The following is a 21,962-nucleotide window of genomic DNA, read 5'->3' as shown; positions in this document are numbered from 1 at the left end:
GGCCGTCCGGTTCAGGAGACCGTGGCGGCGGGCGGGGTCCAACGGCCCTTCCGCGGAACGGCGTTGGAGACGCCGTAGTCCTTCTTGAGCTGTTCGGGGATGGCGTAGTGCATGACGCGTCCGCGGGTGAGGGAGGACAGCTCCAGGACGCTGGTGAGATGGCCGAGACGGTCCAACGCCCAGGCGCCGAGCGGGGAGTGGTCCTCGATGGTCTCCAGGACGCCGAGGAGGTGGGGCACCGCCTTGACCAGGGTGTCCCATGGGGTGCGCGGCACCTGGAGCCAGTCGGCGCAGGTGTCGCCGACGAGGTGGCGGATGAGAGCGGAGACGATCGGGTCGAAGAAGGTGCCGGGCACGACCTCCTCGTAGAGGTCGATGAGCTGGCGGGTCAGGTGTGCACCCTCCTCGGACGGCCCCATGTGCCGGACCATGTAGAGGTCGAGGAACTGCCGTGCTTCCACAAGGGACTTGGGTACGGCGTCCTGGTCGACGCCGAGCATGGCGCCGACCACGCGCCAGGCGTAGTAGTAGGCCTCCGCGCCCTCCGTCGACATGTGGATGCCGAGGCGGTCCAGGCTGTCCAGCACGAGCAGCGAGAAGAACATCTGCCCGCCGATCATGTCCTCCTGGCAGATCGGGGTCCCCGACGCGGCCGTGTCCCAGCGGTTTTCGCGGACGAGATGGTGGCGGATGGAGGCGTGCAGGAGGCGGACCTTCTGCGCGGCGGGGATGAAGCGGCTGCCGGCCTCGAAGGCGTCGGGCCGCATCAGGTAGACGGTGAACTGGCCCGTCTCCGCCATCCGTTTGGACGGGTACTCCAGTCCGTGCGTCGCCGACAGGAGCCTCGCCACGGGCGGGACGACGTAGCAGGCGGGCATGGAGGCGAAGGACAGGGCTGTGGAGATGTGCACGTTGTTGTCGATGAAGAACAGCCGGGCCTTCTCCATCTCGCCCCAGTCGACCCAACTCGGCGGCGCACTCGTGGTGTTGAGGTACTCCCGGGCCACATCGGGCAGGCCGTCCGGCAGCGGGGCGCCCGCGACGGAGACGTAGCGCATGAGGGTGTTGAACTTGCCCACCTCCCCGCGGTCGAACAGGGCTGCGACGGTCGCGTCGGCGAGTTCGTCGCCGGCTGCGCGCAGGTCGTTCATCGAGGTCTCGGTGTAAGTCACGGAAGGCTCCTGGGAGTTCACGGGTCACTGGTCAGGAGAGGCGGACCGCCGCCGAGTGGGCCAGCTCGGTCAGCGCGGCCTCGGCGGGGGCGGGAATGTTCAGCTCGTGGAGGGCGTCGAGCGCCTCCTCGACCCGGGCGGCGATCATGCCCTCGACCCGGTCGGGTGCCTTCAGCCGGCGCATCGTCTCGCGCACCGTGTGCAACCCCGCCTGGTCCAGGCCCCGTTGGCCGAGCAGGGCCCGCAACCGCTCCCGGTCCTCGGCACCGGCCACCCGCCAGGTCTCGGCGAGGAGGGCGGTGGGCCGGTGGCCGCGCAGATCGTCGGCGTTGGCCTTGCCGGTGCGTTCCGGGTGCCCGAACAGACCGAGGACGTCGTCCCGCAACTGGAAGGCCTCGCCCAGCGGCAGCCCGTAGCAGGAGTAGCCCTCCCGCAGCCGCCCACCGGCCCCGGCGAGGGCGCCACCGATCAACAAGGGCTGTTCCACGGTGTACTTGGCGGTCTTGTAGCGGATCACCTTCAGGGACGCGGCGGTGTCCGGCTCGGCCCCGGTGCGCAGGATCTCCAGGCACTCCCCCGCGATCAACTCCCGTGCCAGCACGGACCACAGCGGCCGGGCCCGGGCGAGATACGCGGCGGGCAGCCCGCTGGTGGCGAACAACTCCCCTGCCAGGCCCATCAACAGGTCCCCCACCAGCATGGCGAGCGACCTCGCAGCCGAGACGGCCCGCGGGCGGCGGCGTACGGCACCGCGCAGCGCGATGTGCGCGGTGGGACGGCCGTGCCGCAACGGGCTGTCGTCGATGAGATCGTCGTGCACGACGGCCGCGGCGTGCACGAGTTCCATCGAGGCCGCCGCCCGCACCAGCGCGTCGCTGTCGGGCTGCCCCACCGCGCGCCAGCCCCAGTAACAGAACGCCGCCCGCAGCCGTTTGCCGTCCGCGACCGCGGCCTCCAACTGCCCGGCGACCGGCCCCAGCACCCGGTCGATCTCCGCGAACCGCCCGGCCTCATCCGCCACGAACCGCTGGAGCACCTGGTCCACCCGGTCCTTGAAGGCGGCCGGCTCCCACCGGTCAGACGTCATCGGCGGCGGCCTGCCGGGCGAGGGCGTGCCGGGCCAGGATCTCCAGATGCGCCGGGGGTACGCCCGTGTACCGGTCCCGTACCAGACGCCCGCGCGCCGTCAGCTCCTGCTCGGCCTCCGCGACCAGTTCGGCGGCGTCCGAACGGCGCAGCAGCCCCCGTAACGCCCCCCAGGCCGAGCCCACGGCCGAACCCACCGTGGTCACCGCCAGCTCGGCCAGACCGGCCGCCAGCAGGACCGCCCGCTCGTCCAGGCCTTCGTGCGGACCCTCATGTCCTTGCGCCGCTCGCGTCATACCGCTCCCCGCCCGCAGTCCGTCCGGGTGGCGCCGGTTGTCCGCCCCTCCTGTCAGGATCGCGACAGTTCGGGCACGGATGAGGAGGAACTCACGATCGGGTGATCACTTCGCTCGGCCGTGCGGATCACGGTCGCCACCTGGGGAGTCCCGGGTCGCGGCCACGATCTGGTGCGCGATGCGGCGGACGGCGCGGCGGTACGCGTCCTCGGGGCCCGATTCCATGAGGCCCCGGAGGCCGTGTTCGGCGTACCCGCTGACAAGTTCCTCGTACGGGAACTCGGCCAACATAGCGCTCAGCGGCCGTTGGTCACGCGAGGTGGGCGTCCACAGCACGGGCACTACCGCCGGCATGCCGCTGCTGGGGCCGTCGTCGGATCTCCGCCGCGCCCAGAAGATGTCCCACCCACTGCCGGCGAAGGCGCTCGCGAAGTATTGGGGCGAGTAGAGCGGTACGAAGACCTTGGCACGGACCATCGCCTCGTTCACCTGCTCCCGCCAGTCCTCACCCATGGTGATGTCGCGGTCGATGAATCCGACGTCCTCGCCCCGGTGGCGCGTCAACTCCCGGACGTATGCACACAGTTCGTTGAAGAAACGAACCTCAGGACTACCGGCCGGCTCCCCCGCGTCGGATTCCGGACGGGCGTAGCTCAAGAAGAACAGCGGCTCTCGCGATGCCGTCTCCGGAAGCTCGATCTCCCGTGCCCGCTCACGGACCTGGCCGACGCGTCCGACGGCCAGTGTCAGCGTGTTCTCGATCAGCAGCCTCGGGACGTGGACCCGCGCCGTGCCCTTCTGCGTCCGCACGACCATCGCGCACAGCCTGCCCTGCGCATCGAGCACGGCCGCGCCCGGCGGCAGCAGGTGCTCCTCGGACTCGGCCGGGCTCAGCCGGACCGTGGGCATGCTCGCGCCCGGCACCGGCCGCACGTACCAGGCCGCGGCGACCGCCCCCCGGTCGGCGGGAGCCGCGCGAACCGCTTGGAGGGCACTGTCCCGGAGCTGTGCCACGGTCACCCCCGGAACGCCCTTCGGCTCGGTCGTGTGGGCCACGCGCACGCTCCCGCGGCCCAGTTGATGGACCTCCAACTCCCCGTGGGATGCACCGAGTTGGGTGGTCAGTACGACATCGGGGCGTACGGCGATCCCCGTGCCGACGAAGTCCTCGCCCTCGGTGATCCAGACGAGGGAGCGCAGGCTCCGGTCGACGGCCGGGCGACTCGCCAGTTCCTCCTGGACATGGCGGGCGACCGGCACCCGGCTCCTCGTGAGGGACGAGACGACGCGGGACAGCGCGAGCGGGTTGGCCCCGGTGACCTGGACGAGATCGGCCAACTCCGTGCGCCGTAACCACAGTTCGCCGCGCCGGTCGCCGAGAGCCGTCTGCAGGTAGGACACCGCCTCGGTGAGGGTGAAGTCGGCCAGGGTCACCCTTGTCCGCCGCGTGAAGGGCAGGCGTACTCCCTCCGCGTGGGTCATCAGCAGGCGGCCGTAGCCCATCGGCGGCAGGCACAGCGCAGCCGGTGTCGGCGGCTCGCCGGGGGACGGTGTGAAGGTGTCCTCGGTGACGCCGTCGTAGACCAGCAGCCAGCCGGGGCGGCTACGCAGATAGGCGCCGAGCTCGCGCAGGTGGAGCGCGGGGAAGCCGTTCTCCGCCTCGACGGGGAGGCCGAGGTCCTGCACGAGACGGACCAGGCCCGCCAGGAGGGTCTCCCTGCGGTGTGCGTCGATCCAGCGGACCATCGTGGAGCCATCGGCGGCCCTGCGCGCACAGTCGATCGCCAGTGCTGTCTTGCCCACGCCCCGGGGACCCTCGATGACGCAGGTCGAATGTTCGGTGAAGCGGCTCATATCGAGCGCGGCCATGACGTCACCGGCCTCCGCGCGACGCACGTATCCGGACGGCAACGGCGGTATCCCGTGCGGCACTTGGGCGCTGCCGGCACCGCCGCGGTGGTCAGGCTCCCGTCTGTCGGCGATGTCCGCGTCCGGCTCCGCGCCGCGCCCGCGACCGCGCCGTCGCAGCAGGGACGGCAGGGACATGCGCCCCCGCGCCGCCGCGCCGGGCTGCTGCTCCGGCTCGCGAGGCTCGGCCGGCGTCTCCGGTGCCCGCGCCGCCGCCCAGTCCCGGGTGAGCCGGCCGGCGACCTCCGCGTAGTCCCCGCCGACACCCCTGATGACCGCGACCGTCACCTCGGCGAACGCGCGGCTCTCCTCGGGGAGTTGGAGACCGGAGAGGCCCTCTCGGCCGCCGAGTGCGGCCACCCACGCCGCGAAGTCGCTCACCCCGGCCAGCGTGGCCGCCACCCGCTCGCTCACCTCGTCCATCACCTGACGCAGGACACGCAGCGACTCGGTACGGGTCAGCCGGTCCAGCAGCGCGTCACGGACCCCGTCGCGGAAGTCGTAGAGGACGCTCTCCGGGTCCTCCCCGGGTACGGGTGGAGTACGCCGGACGAGGAGGCCGGAGAGGAAGATCTCGGCGAGGTGCATGGGGGTGGAGGCGGGCAGCATCGTGCGCTGCACCAGTCGCATGACCGGGAGGCTCAGCGGTGCCGCGGCCAGCAGCCGCAACAGGCGGAAGGCGTCCGGCGAGTAGCCCTCTTCGAACCGCTCGATCCAGCCCGCGGGATCCGCCGGTTCGGCGGCCCGGGCGGCCCGCACGGGCCGGTCGACGACGGTGAGCGGGGCGGCCTGCAGCGGTGTCCAGTCGTTGGTGGCGCCCGAGACGAGCCGGGCCCAGGGTGTGAGCCAGTCGCCGGAGACCTCCAGGACCGGCAGCCAGTGGATCAGGGCCCGGTCGGCGGCGCCCGCGGGACTGCGGTCGATGCCGGGCAGCGGACCGGAGGACCGCACCTCGATCCGGCCGTCGGCGGCGGGTGTACGGCGGGCGCGGACGAGGGACGCGCGCAGCGCCGTACGGTGCCACAGCCGGCTGGGCAGCACCTGGAGCGCGGCGACGGGGCGGGTCCGGGACCAGTCGGCGAGGGCGGCGGGGAGTTCGTCGCCGTACCAGGACTCGCCCACGCCGTCGGTCAGGACGAGGACGGCGCGGCGGCCGGTGGGGTCCGCGAGCGCCTGTCGCCAGCGGCGGGTGGGCGCCGCGGCCCGCGCGCCCCGCCGGAACGGCGCGAGTGCCGGCTCCGGGCCTTCGGTGTGCAGGGCCCACGCGCGTACGTCGGCGAAGGCTCCGTGCCGGGCGGCCAGGGTGCGCAGCTCGTCGGCCAGCCCGTGCCAGACGGACATGGTGGTACCGGTGTCGATCAACAGGTCGACGGAGAAGCGGAGTTCACGCGCCGGGCGCACGACGGGCAGGAGCAGGCCGGTGTCCGCGGAGGCCGCCGCCGTGGCCGTCACGTCCAGGGTGCGGAAGCGGGCGGAGGGGACCGTCTGGCGCAGCGGACGCAGCGCCCGGGTCAGGGCGAGGGTGTCGGGCAGCGCTCTCGGCCGGGCGACCCGCATGGCGTGCGCGCCGCCGGAGCGGGGCGGGGTGGCTGTGTCGGCGCCGGCGGGGAGGTGGAGGCCGGCCTGCGGGGGTTCGGGGCCGGCGTCCGGGGCGGGGTGCTCGGGCCGGGGAGCGGGCGTCCGGTCCTGGGCCGAACTGGCCGTGCCGGTGCGGTCGTTGGCCAGGAGCAGCGGGTCCACGGGGTCGAGCCCGCCGAGCCGGGCGATCCACAGCACGTCGAGCGCGTCGTCCGCGTCGGGTCCCCCGTCCCCGACGTCCAGCAGCCGGGCGAGCTCCGCGCGCAGGACGGCGTCACGCGCGTCCTCGTCGCGTCCGTCCTCGGTCCCGGGTGCGACCGGTGCGATCCCCGACGCGAACTGCCCGACCGCCCCCGACCCGAACGCGCTACGCGACCCGAACTGCCCTGCCCCACCCCAGAACGAGCCCCCCGGCACGACCGGTTCAGCCCCGGTCCAGTGGCCGCAGGAGATGCTCGTCGAGCAGGGTGTGCGCCGTCTGGTCGCCCCAGACTCCGCGTTCCGCCATGAGCAGCGCGTTGAGCAGCTGATCGTTGGCCAGGGCGCCCGACTCCCGCTGTTTGGCGAGGAACTGGGCGATGAGCGCGCCCCGGGCGTCGGCGGATCCGTTCGGCGGCCCGAGATGGGCGGCGACCATGCCGGCCAGCCGCTCGGAGTCGGCCGGCCCGATCTCCAGCCGGATGCAGCGGCGCAGGAACGCCATCGGGAACTCGCGCTCCTCGTTGCTGGTCAGCACCACGAACGGGAACTCGGCGCAGGCCACTTCACCCCCGGTGACCTCCACGCTGTCGTGGTCGGCGGTCATCACGGTCTGCGCGCCCTCCAGCCGGGCCAGTTCACGGATGACGAACTCGCCCTCCTCGAAGACATTCAGCAGGTCGTTGGGGAAGTCCATGTCGCTCTTGTCGATCTCGTCGATGAGCAGGACCCTCGGGCGGCGCCACGGCAGCAGCGCCGTGCCGAGCGGCCCCAGCCACATGTACTCGCCGATCCCCGGCGGTTCGGCCGACTCCCCGCCCTGCCGCGCGAGCACGCCGGCGTTGCGCAGACCGGCGTCGTAGAGGCGGCCGACCGCGTCGTACTCGTACAGGCCTTCCTTGAGGGTGGAGCGGCTGGTGATGGGCCAGCGCAGTACCGGCCCCAGTCCCAGTTCGTGGGCCACGGCGTAGGCGAGCGTGGACTTGCCGGTGCCGGGCTTGCCCGTGAGCAGCAGTGGGCGGCGCAGGTGCAGGGCCAGGTTGACGAGGTGGATCTCGCGGTCGCCGGCCTGGTAGGCGACGCCCTGGCCGACCCGGCCCAGATGACGCTGAACGGCCTCGTCGTCGGGTGCCTCGGGGGTGTCGAGGGTTCCGGTGCCGTGCCGGAACGCCCGCCACGGGGGCGCCTCGGGCAGGCGGTCGATGCGGTCGTGCGGGGTGCCGGTCCCCTCGTAGACCCACCAGTCCGGCTTGGTCGTCATGCTGCTCCCTCGCCGGCCTCGCGGGTGCCGGCCATCGGCTGGTCCTGGCCGCTGAAGACGCACGTCGGGTCGTCCCACAGCAGGGTGATCTGGTTGTGCAGGGCGTCGGGATCCTTCCGCCCGAGCTTGCGCGCCTCGTGCACGCTGTGGGGCAACTCGGCCAGCAGGCGCGGCGGTTGACAGCCCCGCAGCACATCCAGCAGCGGACCGGGTTCGCCGTCGTCACGCCGCCAGACCATGACGGGTATGCCGTCCTCCAGCAGGGCGGCCCGTACGGCGTCCCGCATCAGGCCGTCGTCGTGGTCGTACGGGACGGCCAGTCCCAGGCAGGAGAGGTCGGCGTGGGCCCGCAGCCAGTCGGCGACGTCCGCGGGGTCGGTCAGCCGCAGGGACGGATATCTGCTGTCGGGACAACTCCAGGGCTTGGCTCCGGAGTTGTCGCCGTGAGCGTCCTCGCCCCGCACCTCCGGGCCCATCCAGCCGATGCGGTCCAGCGCGTCGCCGGGCGTGCAGCCGCGGTCCAGCGCCTTCCAGCGGCGCAGCCACGCGTCATGGATCATGCTGTCCTTGTACCGGGTCAGGGACCGTACGACCACCTGGCAGGTGAGGCTCAGCGGCACTCCGGCCGGGCCGCCCGGCCATGCCTCCGCGGGGTGCGCCAGCAGCGAGTGCGGCAGCAGGAACTCCACCCGCTTGGTCAACCCCCGGGCCGCGTCGGCCGGTTCCTGCCAGGCAGTGAGGAACCCCCTTCCGCGCCGCTCCAGTTCGTCCCCGGTGAACTGCTCGGGCAGGGCTTCCGTGCCCAGGAACACCGGCCGCTGATCCCCGACGCGCTCGTAGTAGTAGCCGCGAAGGGAGTAGTGGCGCCGGGTGTACGGCAGGTCGCTGGGGGCGCCCTCCTCCTCGACCCGTATCTGGATGATGACCTGACGCTCGGTGTCGTCCGCCGGGTCCGGTCCGTCCACCCGGTCGCACACGGGGGCGAGCAGGCCGGTGAGCCCGGGGCCCATCGGCTCCTGCGCCAACAGGGTGAGAAAGCGCCGGAGTTGGCCGGTCGGTGCGCCGGAGCCGGTGGTCGGCACCCGGGCGTCGTAGAGCTTGTCGAGCAGTTGCGGAAGGTTGCCGGCGTCCACCGGGCGGCCGTCCTTTCGGCGCTCGGCGAGGTAGCGGTGTGTCGCTTCGCGTCCGAACCCGGTTGACTCGGACTGGAGTTCACGGATCAGGGACAGCATGAACTCGGGGGCGACCGAACCGGACGGGCCGGTCAGCACCCTGACCGCGAGTGCGAACCACAGGGTGCCGATGTCGTCCGCGTCCATGGCTTGCAGCGCCAGCACCAGCGACTCCAGCTTGTCTCCGCGCCGGGCCACGGAGACGATCGCACTCAGATGTGTGACGGGCGTCGACGACTCGGCGGTGATCCCCACCAGCCGCACCCCGGTCTGCCTCAACAGTTCCTGTCTGCCCGCGAGTTGCTGCAGCCACGGAATGCCGACCAGGACCTCGACGAGCACCCGGTCCGTCTCGCGGTCCTCGTCCCGCTCCGTCTCCGCCACGGCCTCCGTCCGGGCCGCGGGCATGCTGCGGTCCCTGGACCATCTGCGGTAGATACGGCGGAACACTCACGCCTCCCCGAACACGAGTCCGCACGCGACGAGCAGGTCCCGTACCCGCCTGGTGCCGATGTCGTCCGGCGCGATCTCCTCCAGGGCGAAGTACATCGCCTTCAGCGCGGTGTCGGGCGTCAGCGTCGTACGCCTGATCCGGCTGTCCAGTGCGCGCAGATGGGTCCGGGCGTCGCTGTCCTCCGGCACCTGGAAGGCATGGCCGAGTCCCAGGAACTCGCCCATCAGGAAAAGGAGTTCATGGCGGCGGGCGAGCTGGTGCAGGGCCGGACAGCCCATCAGGGCGTCGACCAGGGACTTCTGGTCGGGCATCCGGAAGGCCTGGGGCGGCGGGGAGACCGTGGCCGGCTGCCCCGCCTGCCCCGACCGGCCTTCTGCCGTGGGCTGTTCGCGGGGCGGCAGTACTGGCATCGGCCCCAGGGCCGGTTCCGTCTCGTACGGTTGGCCGGTCAGCAGGTGCAGCAGCGCTTTCGCTCCCGTCTCGGTGAACTCCTCGACGGTGTAATAGGTGTGGCTGCCCGCGCACAGCCACATCGGCAGGTCGGCCCGGGTGGCTCCGGGCAGGACGACCGGCACGATCCGGTCCAGGGCGGCTTCGGGATCGCGGCACACGAGATCGCGCAACAGCCGCGCCTCCCACTGCACTCCGGCGCCCTCTCCCGCCAGGGCGTCACCGTCCGCGCGCCGCCTGTACTGCGGCGAGGCGACGACGATCACACGCCTGCTGTCGCGGATCCCGCGCATCATCCACAGCGACCAGTCCTGACGGACCTCCCCCGCGGGCAGGTCCAGCATGGCGTCGATTCCGTTCGCGCGCAGGAACCGCCAGAACTCCCGGACCCGGTCGACGTGTTCGTCGTCGTCATGCGCGTACGAGATGAACACCCGCTCCGGAGACAGCGTCGTCCCGCTCATGTGGCCTCCCCCTTGCCTGCCGCACACCACATCGAGTGGGTACATGATGGCTCAACAGAGACTTCTTGGGGCCCTGTTCGACGATGTGCCGCCGACTTGCGCCCGGCCGCCGGGAAACCCGCGTCCCCCCGCCCAACACCCAAGGTCAGCCTCCCGTTGACACCGCAAGCGCATACCAACCGCCCACTTCACCGAAAAGCACCCACACCCCCCAACCGGCGAGTAACATGCGTGACCCGCTCCGCCCAACTCCCTGCGGTCCGCCGCCACGGACCCGAGCCACGCAAGGAGCACGGGATGTCCTACGACCCGTACCCTCCGCATGATTCATCCGCTCCGTACGACCCGTACGACCCGTACAACCCGCATGACTCGCACGGCCCGTACCCGTACGATCCCGACCCCGATCCCCCGCATGGTCCGCACGCCCCGCACCCGTACGACCCGTACGCCCCGTACGACCGGCGTGCCCCGCACGCCCCGACCCCGCCCCGCCTCACCTACCCCTGGCAGCCGCCCCCGCCCCCGCCCGAACGCCGGCGCCCGCCCCGTCGTCCCGCCCTCGGCAACCACCGGGATCTGCGCGTGCTGCGCGGCGCGTACCGGCGGCAGCGGCGCGTGGCGTCGCTCACCGCGCTCGGGTACTTCTGCCTGTTCCTGGCCCTGTCCGCGTTCGCGCCCCCGCTGATGTCGAGCACGGTCGTCGCGGGCGTGCCCACGGGACTGCTGCTCGCACTGGTCCAACTGCCCGTCACCTGGCTGGCGATAGCGCTCTACGAGCACACGGCCGCGCGGCGCGTGGACCCCCTCGCGGACCGCATCCGCAAGCAGGCCGAACTGGACGCCAGACGGGAGGCGGCACGATGACCGGCTTCCACGACCCCGCGTCGCAGACCACGTCGCTCGTCGCCTTCACCACCGTCGCCACCCTCACGCTGCTGCTGTGCGTGATGACCGGGCCCGACCGCGACGACCTCGACGAGTTCTACACGGGGTACGGCTCCCTCTCGCCGCTGCGCAACGGCCTTGCCATAGCGGGTGATTACATCTCCGCGGCGAGTGTGCTGGGCACGGGCGGCGTGATCGCCCTGTACGGCTACGACGGGGTGGTGCTCGCGCTGAGCACGGCGTTGTCGCTGATGCTGCTGATGTTCCTGCTGGCCGAACCGCTGCGCAACGCGGGCCGGTTCACGATGGGCGACGCGTTCGCCCGGCGGATGCCGGGGCGGTCCGTGCGGATGGTCGCGTGCGCGGTGACCATCATCGCGCTGCTGCCGCTGATGCTGGTCCAACTCGCGGGCGCGGGACAGCTGTTGGCGTTCATCCTCGGCTTCTCCGGCGAGTCGCTCCAGACCGGCTGCATCATCGGCCTGGGCGCGCTGATGATCAGCTACGCGGCGATCGGCGGTATGAAGGGCACCGCCCTCATCCAGATCCTGAAGATCGTGATGCTGATCGGGTCGGGGGCCGTGATCGCCGTACTGATACTGAACCGCTTCCACTGGGACCTGGGCGCCTTCTTCGACACGGCGGCGCGCCGGAGCGGGGCCGGAACGGCCTTCCTGCACTCGGGACTCGAGTTCGCGGGTGGGCCAAGTCCCCAGCTCGACATGATCAGTTCGCAGCTGACCGTCGTCCTGGGCGGCGCCTGCCTCCCGCACATCACGATGCGCATGTACACCGCGTCGAGCGCCCGGCAGGTGCGGCGGTCGATGTCGTGGGCGGTGTCGAGCGTGGCGCTGTTCGTGGTGATCGTGACGGTCGTCGGGTTCGGTGCCACGGCGCTGCTGGGGCGGGCGGCGATCGCGCGGGCCGACGCGCAGGGCAACACGGCGTATCTGCTGGGCTCGCGGGCGGTGTTCGGGGCGGACGTGTCGACGGCGGAGACGCTGTTGTTCACCGCCGTCACCACGGCCGTGTTCCTGACCCTGCTCGCCTCGGTGGCCGGGATGATCCTCGCCTGCGCCAACTCCCTTGCGCACGACGTCTTCGCGGCCCGCGTCGAGGAGATGCCGGTCCGCCGGGAGATGACGCTGGCCCGCTACTCGGCGCTGGCAGTGGGCGTCCCGGCGATCGTGCTGGCGACGCTGGTCCAGCACCGGGGCCTGCAACCCCTGGTCACCCTGTCCTTCTGTCTGGGCGCCTCGGCCATAGCGCCCGCCCTCGTCTACAGCCTCTTCTGGCGCCGGTACACGCGAACGGGCCTGCTCAGCACGCTCATCGGCGGCACGCTCGGTGTGCTGCTGCTGATGCCGGGCACCAATCTGGTCTCCGGCTCACCGGCCGCCGCGTTCCCGGGCGCCGACTTCAACTGGTTCCCGTTCACCACCACCGGGCTCGTCACCATCCCCCTCGGCTTCCTCTGCGGCTGGCTCGGCACGGTCGCCTCGGGGCGGCAGAAGGAGGACGAACAGCGCAGGCGGTACGAGGCGATGGAGGGCTGGATCCTGGCGGGCGCGGTGCGCAGGGGCGAAGGGTGACCGGTACGCGCGGGCGGAGGTGACCGGTACGCGGGGCGAAGGACGACCGACGAAAAAGCCCCGCATGACCGGCGCCATAGCCGTGCATGACTCGTTCTTTGCCACACCACCACCACGACTCCCGCTGTTCACCGCTCCTTTTCAGACTCTGCACGTCCGAGCGTGAAGGTCCCTGCATTTCAGCGGGAGTTGAACATGAGCCACGGCCACAGTCACGGCGACCACGGTCACCAACACCATCACCACCACGGGGACGCGGACGCCGGCTCGCTGCCGCCCGCCCTCGACACATCCGTCCCGGACGCCGAGTTGACGCCCAGTCAGCTGTCACGAAGAGGCATGCTGCGCCGAACCGGCTTGCTGGGCGCCGGACTCGCGGCGGGCAGCGTGCTCGCCGGCGCGGGGGAGGCAGCCGCGTCGGTGCAGCAGAGCCCGGCCAAGTCGCCGAAGGGCAACGGCGGTTACCTGTGGCTGGCCGGCGACCATCACATCCACACGCAGTACAGCAGCGACGCCAAGTACCGCGTCATCGACCACGTACGCCAGGCGAACGCGCACGGCCTGGACTGGATGGTCATCACCGACCACGGCAGTGTCGCGCACGCCAAGATCGGTGTGGAGAAGGTCAATCCGGACATCGTCGAGGCCCGTGACAAGACCGAGGACACCCTCGTCTTCCAGGGCCTGGAGTGGAACATCCCGGGCGCCGAGCACGGCACGGTGTTCGTCCACCCCGGCTCCAACGAGGTGGCCGTACTCAAGGAGTTCGAGAACTCCTTCGACGGCAGCGTCAACAACGCGAGCGGCAACTCCCCCGCCAACGAGGCCCTCGCCATCGCGGGCGTGAACTTCCTCGCCGACCAGGTCCGCCGCCGCAAGGTCAAGGACGCTCTCTTCCTCGCCAACCACCCGGCACGCAAGGGCATCGACTCCCCGCACGAGATCCGCGGCTGGCGCGACGCGCAGCCCACGATCGCCGTCGGCATGGAGGGCGCCCCCGGCCACCAGGCGGGCGGCATCCCGAAGCCCAACGGCCCGGGCAGCGGACGCGGCATCTACGACAACAGCCCGAGCGCCGACTCCTTCCCCGGTTACCCGCTGGAGAGTTACCGCACCTGGGGCGGCTTCGACTGGATGACCGCCACGGTCGGCGGTTTGTGGGACAGCCTCCTCGCCGAGGGCAAGCCCTGGTGGATCACCGCCAACTCCGACTCCCACAACGTGTACGCGGACACCGCCGTACGCGGCCCGGGCGGCGACTTCAACGCCAACGGCCGCTACAACGACCCGGTCTACGGCACCGGCATCAGCCTCACCGACACCGACTTCTGGCCCGGCCAGTACTCCCGCACGCACGTCGGCGCGGCCTCCTTCTCGTACAAGGCGGTCATGGACGGCATCCGCGCGGGCCGCGTCTGGGTCGACCACGGCGGCCTGATCAGCGGCCTCGACGCCCGCCTCTCGGCCGGCGGCCGCGAGGTCACCCTCGGCGGCGCGCTGCACGTCCGCCGCGGCGCCCAGGTCGACCTGGTCATCCGCGTCAGCCTGTCCAACGGCCCCAACTGGGCCCAGTTCCAGCCCTCGTTGGCCCGCGTCGACGTCATCCAGGGCGATGTGACAGGACCGGTCGCGGACAAGGACACCTTCTCCACCCCCACCACGAAGGTCGTCAAGTCCTTCGAGGTGGACAAGTCCACCGGCACCGTCCGCCTCACGTACTCCCTCGGCCGCCTCGACAAGCCGGTCTACGTCCGCCTCCGCGGCACCGACGGCAACCGCTCCGCCGTGGGCGCGGGCGGCGCTGCCGTAGACCCCGTAGGCCCCGCGATGGACGTCCTCGGCGACGCCGACCCGTGGAAGGACCTCTGGTTCTACTCCAACCCGATGTGGGTCCTCCCCGCATGACCACGTCCTACGACCCGTCCGGCGTCCACCCCGTCCTCGGGGTGGACGCCGGCACGACGACCCTCCGCGAGGCCGACCACCTCGTCCGCGCCCTCGCCTCCACCCTCGCACTCCCCCCGGGGACGGTCGCCTGCACCCACCTGATCCGGACGGACGCGCGCCGCGGGACAGCCGTATCCCTGGAACTGCCGGACCACGAATCGGCCGCGAACGCCTGGCGACACCTCACGGAGTCCGAGCCGCCCCGGGGCGACCGGGAAGCCGCCGCCCACGCAGCCGCCGAACACACCGCCCGCCGCTCGGGCCGCGCGGTCCTGTTCCCCGGCGCGGAACACCTCGCCGGGACGCTCCCCCTGTCCGACCTGCTGGAACGGACGGCAATCGACCGAGTGACCGTGGTCGGCGCCACCTCTGGCGGCCCTCCGGACCCCACAACTCCCGTACACACTCAGGACCACGTACGACCGGAATGGCGCCACGGCGAACTGGTACTGGCCCTGGTCCCTGCGGCGGGCAACAGCCTGGCCCCCTTCGAGGTCCCCAATCCGACACCGTGCTGCGCCGACCATGGGTGACTTGGACCGCTGGACAACTGTCCCCACCCAGGTGCGCGGGGCTGTATCAATGTGCGGCTCCGCCGCGTGGGCGCGCCCAGCCCCCACCGGCCCGCACCGAATTCACTCAGCCGGCGCCCGCCCGGTCAGCGCGGTCAGACTGCTCCGCACATGATCCATATGCGCCTGCACGTCGTCCCACATCTCCCCGTGCTCGCGCAACACCCGCTCGGTGTCGCGGGCGATCCGCTCCGCCCGCACCCGCGCCTCCGCAACCACCTCGGCCGCCCGCTCAGCCGCTTCCTCCTGCCGACGCCGGTCCGACAACTCGGCCTCGGTGTAGGCCTGTTCGGCCTCGGCCAGTGCGGCTTCCGCGAGGGCCAGCCGCTCGGCGCACCGGGCGTCCACCGCGGCGAGCCGCTCCTCCGCGAAGCGCTCCGCCTCGGCCCACCGCTCGGCGTGTTCCTTGGCCTGCTCGCCCAGCATCCCGGCGGTGCGCTGCCGTACCTCGCGCAACGCGGCGAGCGCCTCCGTGCGCCCCTCCTTCACCTCGCGCCGGGCGCCGATCCGGAGGTCGTCGGCCTCGGCGCGGGCCGCGAGGAGCCGCTGGCGGGCGCGTTCCTCCACTTCCGCCCGGAGCGCGTCCGCCTGTTCCCGTGCTTCTTGAAGTACGCCGGCGGCGTGCGCCTCGGCCCGCGCGACCTGTTCGCGCGCCGAACGCCGCGCGGACTCCCGTACGGCGGCGGCCTCCTCCTCCCCCAGCCGGAACAGCCGCTGCGCCCGCTCGCCGAGCGTCTCGTACGTCTGCGGGGCGAGCCGCGCGACGGTCTCCCGCAGCCGCTCGGCCTCCGCCTCCATGTCCCTGGCCAGTACGGTCAGCCGCGCGGCCCGCTCCCACGCGGCGTCCCGGTGCCGCGAGAGCCCCGCCGCGTACGCGTCCACCTGGGCGGGGCGGTAGCCGCGCCCCCGTACTGCCACGAAGCCACGTGGTGACACCGATGCGCTGCTCATCCTGGAACCCCTCTCCACCCGACGGACACGAAATGATGATTTCGCGCATATCTTGATGGATTGGACATAAGGGTTCATAACGCGACACTCCGGGTGCGGGTCACGGGTATCGCGCAGGCAAAAAGGGCCGGGCCCGGTCGTCCGACCGGGCCCGGCCCTCCTCTACGGCCTGTTCAGCGGGCCGGCGTCACAACAACCCGTCCCACATCTGCTCCAGCAGCACCGACCACCAGCTCTCCGGCGAACCCAGCGCCGCCGGGTCCAGCGAGGCGAGCTGCGCCTGGAAGTCGACGGTCCAGCGGCCCGCCTGCTCCTGGTTGAGCCCGTACCGCAGTCGCCACATCCGGCCGAGCAGCGCCAGACAGCGCGCGAACTCGGGCAGCCCCGTGTTCACGAACTGCGGCGGTACGGAAGCACCGCCCGGCCCCGCCTCCACGGGCACCGCGACGATGTTCGCCGTGCCGTACTGGACGCAGATCGCCTTGCCGAAGTCGCTGCCCATGACGAGGTAGGAACCTGCGTCGGCGGACGGCCGCACCCCGCGCTCCTGGGCGAGTTCGGCCAACGTCGGTACCGGGCGGCCCGGTTGGGCCTGTGCCCAGAAGAACGGGCCCATGTCCATCGGCAGCCCCGCCGCGACCAGCGTGTGCGCCACGACCGGCGGCACGCCCTGCCGGGACACCGCCGCCTGCTCGAACCGGAACACTCCCGGCCCGAACGCGCCCGCCAGTTCCTGCGCGATCGCCTCCGGCGGGATCGGCGGCGTCGGCTGCACCTGCGGCAACGGCGCCCGCACCGGGGCGAGTCGGGCAGGCCCGTCCGCCACCTGGTGCAACTCGCCCTGGTGCGCGATGAGTTCACGCATCCCCTGCTGCCGGCTCGCGTGATCCATGCCGTACGGCGCGATGCTGGCGATGCGGGCCTGCGGCCACTGTTCGCGGATCATCCGCGCGCAGTACGCGCCCGGCAGTTCGCAGGACTCCAACTCCGTGTGCAGTTCCAGGACTTGGTCCGGCGGGATGTTCAGGCCGCGCAGCTCGTGGAAGATCTGCCACTCCGGGTGCGGCGTCCCCGGCGCGGACCGCCGGATCAGCTGCTGCTCGGAACCGTCCGGCGCGCGGTACCGCAACACGGCCTGATAACCCGGTCCCACGGTCGGCTGCCCCTGTTGCGGATAGCCGTAGGCAGGCTGCTGCTGACCGGGGAACGGCTGCCCGGGCCCGGGAGGCGCGGGGTGACCGTGGCCGGGCGCCGGCTGTCCCGGAGGCGGCATCGCACCCGGCGGCATCGGCTGCGGCGGAGCCCCCGGAGGCATCCCCGGAGCCCCCAACGCACCGGGCGCGCCCGGGAATTGCGGCGCCGGAGGAGCACCGGGTCCACCCGCCGGAGGCCCGGACAGCATGGTCTCCGCGCGATGCACGGCACCGGGCGCACCGCCCTGGGGCGCGGAAGCGCCGGGGGTACCGGGGCTGTACGGCGGCGGAGGCGTACCGGGGGCGCCAGGAGCGCCGGGCGCACCCGGCGGCTTGGGCGCACCGGGAGTACCCAGAGCACCGGGAACGCCAGGGGCACCCGGCGGCTGCGGAGCACCGGGCCCCGCCGGCCCGCCCTGACCAGGGTCGGCGAACATCGTCGCGGCCTGGTGAACCCCACCCGGAGGCGGACCCCCGGGAGTATTCGGCGCACTGGGACCACCCGGACCGGCCAGCCCCTCCGGCCCGAGCCCCGAAACCATCTGCGTCGGCACATACCCGCCCGCCGGCGGAGGCGGAGGCGGCGGCCCGGCAGGCGAAGCACCCGGCCGCGCGCCCGGCGTCCCCGGGGCACCCGGCGGAGGCGGCGGGTTGGAACCCCCGCTCCGCGCCCGCCGCGGCGGAGGCGCCGCCTTGCTGGTGGCCGCGTCGGCGATGTCCCCGGCATTGGGCGCGAGCGCCCGCCCCGGCGCACCGGGACTCCCAGGAGCGGGCGGCACGTTGCCGGCACCGCCCGGCCCCTGGGGATACCCGTAGGCCGACGGATCGCCCCCGGGCCCACCCTGGGGACCACCGGAGGGCGAAGCACCAGAACCACCCGGAGCACCGGGAGCACCCGCCCCCTGCGGATACCCGTACGACGACGCCCCCGCCCCAGGCCCACCCTGCGGACCACCCGAGGCCGACGCACCAGGACCACCGGGAGCACCCGAAGCACCCGGAGCACCAGGGCCACCCGCTCCTTGCGGGTACCCGTACGACGACGAACCCACCCCGGGCCCACCTTGCGGACCACCGGGAGGCGGCGTACCGGGCGCCCCACCCGGAGCACCCGGAGCAGGCGGAGCACCCGCCCCCTGGGGATACCCGTACGACGACGAACCGGGCGCCCCCTGCGGACCTGGCCCGCCCGGAGCCTGAGCCCCGGCGCCCTGCGGATACCCGTAAGACGACGGAGGCGGGGAAGGCGGCGTACCACCGGCGCCACCAGAGCCGCCGCCGGGTCCACCCCCCTGTCCTCCCGAACTCCCGACTCCCCCACGGGCGTTGCCATCCCCCAGCGCCGATGCGACTGCCGTGGGCGGGAGTTGGCTGCCGCCGGACATCAGAGCGGTCTCGGCGTCTGCCGGGGTCTCGTCCTCGCGCCGCTCGCTCAGCGGCGGTGCGAACACGGTCGCGGGCAGCGGTACCGAACGGTCCTCGCCGGCATCGGCGTTGGTGTCGGTCCCCGCCCACGGCGTGGCCCCGGCCGGCACACCGGGCGCACCCGGCGCCTCGGCACTCCCCCCGGCATCCGGCCAGGCAGAAGCGGCCGGCACCCCGGCCTGAGTCTCCGGCAGCGATCCCGAACGCGCGCCCGACAACGGCCCCGAAGGCGAACCGGCCGACGGCGACGAGGGCGAGGGCGAAGCCGAGCCCGAACCCCCAACACCCGCCCCCGCACCCGAAGTTCCGGCCCCCCGCCGATCCTGAATCCCGATCTTGTCCGCCGCCTCCTGCAACCACTCCGGCGGACTCAGCAGGAACGACGTCTGGTTGAGGTCCACCCGCGCGGGAGCGGCCGGCACCGCGTCGGCGACCTCCTCGGGCCGGCCGTACTCCTCCTCGTAGCGGCGGATGACCTCGCCCACGGGCAGCGCGGGCCACAGCGTGGCCTCGCCGCTGTCGCGGGCGAGGACGAGGCGCTGCCCACCGCCGTCCGAACGCGGGCCGTCGGCGCGGTCCTCGGCCCAGGCCACGAAGCCGAGTTCGAACTCCCGCACCCGCACCTCGCGGTGCTGGTACGCGGGCACGTCCCCGTTGATCCATTCCTCGGCGCGCTCCTGCGCCTGTGCGAAGGTCACCATCGCGTCGCTCACTCCCCCACCGCGGCCGTAGAAGGCACCGGCACCGATCGGGCGAACCCACCGTCCACCATCAGGTTCGCCACCGTCTCCAACTCCGGTGGATTTCCGGCGAGTCGGCCCAGGAACTGGTCGAAGTCGCCCCCGGCGGACAGCAACAGCCGCTCCACCCGGTCGGCCGGCGCCCACGACGGGTCGACGTCGCGGGCATCGTCGTAGGCGCAGAACCACACCGAACCGAGCGCCGCACCCTTCACCTTCACCGCGAGCAGACCGCCCTGGACGAAGCCGACGGCGAGGTAGTCCTTCGTGAGGTGATCGCGGAGGCATTTGTTGACGTAGACGAGGTCGTTGACGGCCGCCTCGTCCCGCACCGTGAAGAACGGCTGGTCGATCAGGAGGCCCAACTCGGCGTCCAGCGCGGTACCGATGGGCGCGCTCCCGCCGGCCGCCTTGAGGAACGACCGGTAGGCGCCCGGGAGTCGGTAGCCGAGGTCCTCCTCGACGCCCTGCACCTGCGCCTCGGTGACCGCGAGCGAGGACTTCGGCAGGCCGAAGTGCGCGGGGCGGGTCTCCTGGAGCGGGCGGGTGCCGCGCTTGTTGTGGTCGACGGCCGCGGTGGCGATCCCACCGTGGTGCCGCAGCAGCGCCTTGACCTCGACGGGAACGAGTTCGAGGCGCCGGGTGCCGACCACGTGGTGCCAGGTCCAGCCGTGCGGGGTGGCCACCGCGGGCACCGTGTCCCACAGCTGGTGCCCGGCCGCCGCGAGTGCGGCGTTCGCCGACACGTAGTCGGTCAGCCGCAGTTCGTCGACCCCGAAGCCCTCCGGCGGATCGGCGATCTCGGCCGCCGCGCGCGCGTACGGCGAGAAGTCGGGGTAGCCGCGCTCGTCCATCCGCACCCCTCTCGGGTGACGGGCCGCCCGGACTGGGTCCGGGAAGTGCACGACCTGCCCGGCGTAGGCCGCGTTCGGTGGCGCGGCTTGCTGCCCGAGCCGACCTGTCGTCATGGCGGTTGCCCCCTGCGGCATTCAGTACGATTCACAGCAGGCGAAAGTCCAACTCGCCCCACTGTGCCCCGTATCGACTGTCTCGTCTTCTTGACGTCTTCGTTCGACTGTCTCCACGCGTCGACCGCGTGGATCGCGGTGCGGACAGCCTATGCGGTACGGCGGCACGGGTCACCGGCAGCGGTCGCCGACCCCCCTCACCGGACCTTCACTTCCGTGACCTGCCGTCACCCCGCCGTGACAGCCAGCCGAAGCCCTGGCGTGTCGGACCGCCCCAGCTTCCGCACCAGCCACGGCATTTGGCACTCTGAGTCCCGCCGGGGGATGCTCGGGAGGGGATGACGATCATGAACGCGACGCAGACGGGACCGCACACCGGGGCGCACACCGGGCCTTCGGGCGACCCCAGGGTCGGCTGGAGCGCCACCGAGGGACGGCAGGTGCCCGCCCTCAACCACCGCCGTGACGGCATACTTCCGACCGTCGCCGCCGCCCTCTCCGTACGCGGCGCGACCACCCTCACCGGCACCGCCGCGCGAGGCGACCAGCCGCCCGCCCTGCACCCCCTGGTACAGGACTTCCTCGACACCCTCACCAGCGCCCAGCGCGACCGTTTCACCGGCCGCTGCGCCGAGGCGATCCTGATCTCCCGCCACATCGCCGCCGCCGACGCCGAGCGCAGCAAGCGCGCCGCGCGCAAGCCGATGACCAACGGCGAGGCCCGCAAGACCCTCAAGCAGGCCAAGCTCACCGCCCGCCGCATCCGCGAGGACGGCGACCCCCTGCACGGCAGCTTCGCGGCACCCTGCCGAGCCTGCGCGGCCCTCAGCGCCCACTTCGGCGTCCGAGTCGTAGACCCCACGACGGAGACCGCCTGACCCCCACCCCCGCCCAACACCACTCAGCACCACGGTTCCACCGTCCCCGCCGCCGACGATCGAAGGGCAGATGCACCCCGACCGCCACTCCCACTCCTCCACGCGGTTCTCCGTACCCGTCGACGCCGCGCTGCGCGCCGCCGGCTGGCAGCCCGGCCGCTGGGACATAAAGCAGGCCGAGATCTGGGCGGACACCCTGCGCGACCACACCTCGCCCGCCGGCCACCAGCACGCCGTGTTCCCGGCAGCAGTGGAGGCGTGGGCCGAGTTCGGCGGCCTGCGCATCGCACCCACCGGCCCCGGCCGCCAGATCGCCCCCGCAGCCCTCCACCTGGACCCGCTGCACGGCCTCCACATGGCCCGCACCCTCGGCGACCTCGGCCGCGCCCTGGACACCGACGTCAGCCCCCTGGGCGAGGAACCCGACACCCAGTCCCTCCTGGCCATCGACGCCGAGGGCCGCGTCTACGCCCTGGACCACACCGGCGACTGGTACCTGGGCCAGGACATCGACCAGGCCCTGACCGCCCTGGTCTCAGGCATGGAGCCGGTACGCCTCACAGCAGGCTGACCCGAGCGGACGGCAGGCGACCGGTGGACACCCCGGGACGGCCGTCGGCCGCGTACGGCGAGAAGGTGCCGTGTCGGGGGGTGTCCGCCCGCAGCGGTTGGCGCGTCAACATCCTCAAATTCTTGCGAGACCGATTCCGCGCCGTTCCGAGGACGGACACCCCCCGACACGGCACCGACCCACACCGAACCCAAGGCG

At 72.5% G+C, this 21,962-nt stretch carries 17 protein-coding genes; 6 read left to right on the top strand and 11 right to left on the bottom strand.

Annotation, left to right across the window (positions count from 1 at the left end):
- Positions 1-11: 11 nt before the first annotated feature.
- The 7 genes from SSP08S_RS05915 to SSP08S_RS58115 all read right to left on the bottom strand — a co-directional run bounded on the left by SSP08S_RS05915 (position 12) and on the right by SSP08S_RS58115 (position 10,039).
- Entirely contained in the window at positions 12-1,172 is a 1,161-nt protein-coding gene (locus SSP08S_RS05915; RefSeq protein ID WP_019066651.1) for an oxygenase MpaB family protein, read from the bottom strand.
- A 31-nt stretch (positions 1,173-1,203) separates the two neighbouring features.
- Positions 1,204-2,259, bottom strand: coding sequence for a polyprenyl synthetase family protein (locus tag SSP08S_RS05910; RefSeq protein ID WP_026178211.1), 1,056 nt, complete (start codon positions 2,257-2,259; stop codon positions 1,204-1,206).
- Positions 2,249-2,554 carry a hypothetical protein gene (locus SSP08S_RS05905; protein WP_019066649.1) on the bottom strand — a complete coding sequence of 102 codons (306 nt, stop codon included), beginning with the start codon at positions 2,552-2,554 and terminating at the stop codon, positions 2,249-2,251. The genes SSP08S_RS05910 and SSP08S_RS05905 overlap by 11 nt, the downstream gene beginning before the upstream one ends.
- A 105-nt stretch (positions 2,555-2,659) precedes the next feature.
- Positions 2,660-6,457: a TIR-like protein FxsC gene (locus tag SSP08S_RS05900; protein ID WP_026178210.1), complete on the bottom strand. Its 3,798-nt coding sequence runs from the start codon at positions 6,455-6,457 to the stop codon at positions 2,660-2,662.
- Positions 6,458-6,464: 7 nt separating this feature from the next.
- Complete coding sequence (locus SSP08S_RS05895; RefSeq protein WP_019066648.1) at positions 6,465-7,499, bottom strand: AAA family ATPase; 1,035 nt, start codon at positions 7,497-7,499, stop codon at positions 6,465-6,467.
- Positions 7,496-9,079 (bottom strand): VMAP-C domain-containing protein, encoded by a 1,584-nt coding sequence (locus SSP08S_RS05890; protein ID WP_158697133.1) that lies wholly within the window; start codon positions 9,077-9,079, stop codon positions 7,496-7,498. The genes SSP08S_RS05895 and SSP08S_RS05890 overlap by 4 nt, the downstream gene beginning before the upstream one ends.
- A gap of 42 nt (positions 9,080-9,121) precedes the next feature.
- Positions 9,122-10,039: an SEFIR domain-containing protein gene (locus tag SSP08S_RS58115; RefSeq protein WP_019066646.1), complete on the bottom strand. Its 918-nt coding sequence runs from the start codon at positions 10,037-10,039 to the stop codon at positions 9,122-9,124.
- 297 nt (positions 10,040-10,336) lie between these two features.
- Between SSP08S_RS58115 and SSP08S_RS64440 the strand changes: the two genes are divergently transcribed.
- The 4 genes from SSP08S_RS64440 (at position 10,337) to SSP08S_RS05865 (ending at position 14,999) form a co-directional block, all read left to right on the top strand.
- Positions 10,337-10,906, top strand: coding sequence for a DUF485 domain-containing protein (locus SSP08S_RS64440; protein ID WP_019066645.1), 570 nt, complete (start codon positions 10,337-10,339; stop codon positions 10,904-10,906).
- Positions 10,903-12,519: a sodium/solute symporter gene (locus SSP08S_RS05875; protein WP_019066644.1), complete on the top strand. Its 1,617-nt coding sequence runs from the start codon at positions 10,903-10,905 to the stop codon at positions 12,517-12,519. The genes SSP08S_RS64440 and SSP08S_RS05875 overlap by 4 nt, the downstream gene beginning before the upstream one ends.
- Positions 12,520-12,714: 195 nt before the next feature.
- Entirely contained in the window at positions 12,715-14,424 is a 1,710-nt protein-coding gene (locus SSP08S_RS05870; protein ID WP_019066643.1) for a PHP domain-containing protein, read from the top strand.
- Positions 14,421-14,999, top strand: a complete 579-nt coding sequence (locus SSP08S_RS05865) for a hypothetical protein (protein WP_019066642.1) — start codon at positions 14,421-14,423, stop codon at positions 14,997-14,999. The genes SSP08S_RS05870 and SSP08S_RS05865 overlap by 4 nt, the downstream gene beginning before the upstream one ends.
- A gap of 102 nt (positions 15,000-15,101) precedes the next feature.
- Here SSP08S_RS05865 and SSP08S_RS05860 read toward each other — a convergent pair whose 3' ends face one another.
- The 3 genes from SSP08S_RS05860 to SSP08S_RS05850 all read right to left on the bottom strand — a co-directional run bounded on the left by SSP08S_RS05860 (position 15,102) and on the right by SSP08S_RS05850 (position 20,315).
- Positions 15,102-15,989 (bottom strand): cellulose-binding protein, encoded by an 888-nt coding sequence (locus SSP08S_RS05860; RefSeq protein ID WP_026178209.1) that lies wholly within the window; start codon positions 15,987-15,989, stop codon positions 15,102-15,104.
- Positions 15,990-16,176: 187 nt separating this feature from the next.
- Positions 16,177-19,308: an SUKH-4 family immunity protein gene (locus tag SSP08S_RS59080; RefSeq protein ID WP_078532351.1), complete on the bottom strand. Its 3,132-nt coding sequence runs from the start codon at positions 19,306-19,308 to the stop codon at positions 16,177-16,179.
- A gap of 8 nt (positions 19,309-19,316) precedes the next feature.
- Positions 19,317-20,315: an SMI1/KNR4 family protein gene (locus SSP08S_RS05850; RefSeq protein ID WP_078532350.1), complete on the bottom strand. Its 999-nt coding sequence runs from the start codon at positions 20,313-20,315 to the stop codon at positions 19,317-19,319.
- 338 nt (positions 20,316-20,653) lie between these two features.
- Between SSP08S_RS05850 and SSP08S_RS05845 the strand changes: the two genes are divergently transcribed.
- Entirely contained in the window at positions 20,654-21,193 is a 540-nt protein-coding gene (locus tag SSP08S_RS05845) for a YwqJ-related putative deaminase (protein ID WP_019066638.1), read from the top strand.
- Positions 21,194-21,263: 70 nt separating this feature from the next.
- Positions 21,264-21,764: an SUKH-3 domain-containing protein gene (locus SSP08S_RS05840; protein WP_019066637.1), complete on the top strand. Its 501-nt coding sequence runs from the start codon at positions 21,264-21,266 to the stop codon at positions 21,762-21,764.
- Here SSP08S_RS05840 and SSP08S_RS64140 read toward each other — a convergent pair.
- The gene (locus SSP08S_RS64140) at positions 21,751-21,876 is read right to left on the bottom strand and encodes a hypothetical protein (RefSeq protein WP_281176125.1); all 126 of its coding nucleotides are present in this window, start codon (positions 21,874-21,876) and stop codon (positions 21,751-21,753) included. The genes SSP08S_RS05840 and SSP08S_RS64140 overlap by 14 nt on opposite strands.
- Positions 21,877-21,962 lie beyond the last annotated feature (86 nt).

The organism is Streptomyces hokutonensis (assembly GCF_000376565.1).
Lineage (GTDB): Bacteria > Actinomycetota > Actinomycetes > Streptomycetales > Streptomycetaceae > Streptomyces > Streptomyces hokutonensis.
The sequence above is the reverse complement of the archived record's forward strand: the minus strand, read 5'-3'. Positions and strand labels throughout refer to the sequence as shown.

What these genes read in the sequence shown, in the direction of transcription:
- SSP08S_RS05910 (WP_026178211.1), bottom strand. Translation starts at nt 2,259, where the DNA reads ATGACGTCTGACCGGTGGGAGCCGGCCGCCTTCAAGGACCGGGTGGAC.
- SSP08S_RS05905 (WP_019066649.1), bottom strand. Translation starts at nt 2,554, where the DNA reads ATGACGCGAGCGGCGCAAGGACATGAGGGTCCGCACGAAGGCCTGGAC.
- SSP08S_RS05895 (WP_019066648.1), bottom strand. Translation starts at nt 7,499, where the DNA reads ATGACGACCAAGCCGGACTGGTGGGTCTACGAGGGGACCGGCACCCCG.
- SSP08S_RS05890 (WP_158697133.1), bottom strand. Translation starts at nt 9,079, where the DNA reads ATGCCCGCGGCCCGGACGGAGGCCGTGGCGGAGACGGAGCGGGACGAG.
- SSP08S_RS58115 (WP_019066646.1), bottom strand. Translation starts at nt 10,039, where the DNA reads ATGAGCGGGACGACGCTGTCTCCGGAGCGGGTGTTCATCTCGTACGCG.
- SSP08S_RS64440 (WP_019066645.1), top strand. Translation starts at nt 10,337, where the DNA reads ATGTCCTACGACCCGTACCCTCCGCATGATTCATCCGCTCCGTACGAC.
- SSP08S_RS05875 (WP_019066644.1), top strand. Translation starts at nt 10,903, where the DNA reads ATGACCGGCTTCCACGACCCCGCGTCGCAGACCACGTCGCTCGTCGCC.
- SSP08S_RS05870 (WP_019066643.1), top strand. Translation starts at nt 12,715, where the DNA reads ATGAGCCACGGCCACAGTCACGGCGACCACGGTCACCAACACCATCAC.
- SSP08S_RS05865 (WP_019066642.1), top strand. Translation starts at nt 14,421, where the DNA reads ATGACCACGTCCTACGACCCGTCCGGCGTCCACCCCGTCCTCGGGGTG.
- SSP08S_RS05860 (WP_026178209.1), bottom strand. Translation starts at nt 15,989, where the DNA reads ATGAGCAGCGCATCGGTGTCACCACGTGGCTTCGTGGCAGTACGGGGG.
- SSP08S_RS59080 (WP_078532351.1), bottom strand. Translation starts at nt 19,308, where the DNA reads ATGGTGACCTTCGCACAGGCGCAGGAGCGCGCCGAGGAATGGATCAAC.
- SSP08S_RS05850 (WP_078532350.1), bottom strand. Translation starts at nt 20,315, where the DNA reads ATGACGACAGGTCGGCTCGGGCAGCAAGCCGCGCCACCGAACGCGGCC.
- SSP08S_RS05845 (WP_019066638.1), top strand. Translation starts at nt 20,654, where the DNA reads ATGACGATCATGAACGCGACGCAGACGGGACCGCACACCGGGGCGCAC.
- SSP08S_RS05840 (WP_019066637.1), top strand. Translation starts at nt 21,264, where the DNA reads ATGCACCCCGACCGCCACTCCCACTCCTCCACGCGGTTCTCCGTACCC.
- SSP08S_RS64140 (WP_281176125.1), bottom strand. Translation starts at nt 21,876, where the DNA reads ATGTTGACGCGCCAACCGCTGCGGGCGGACACCCCCCGACACGGCACC.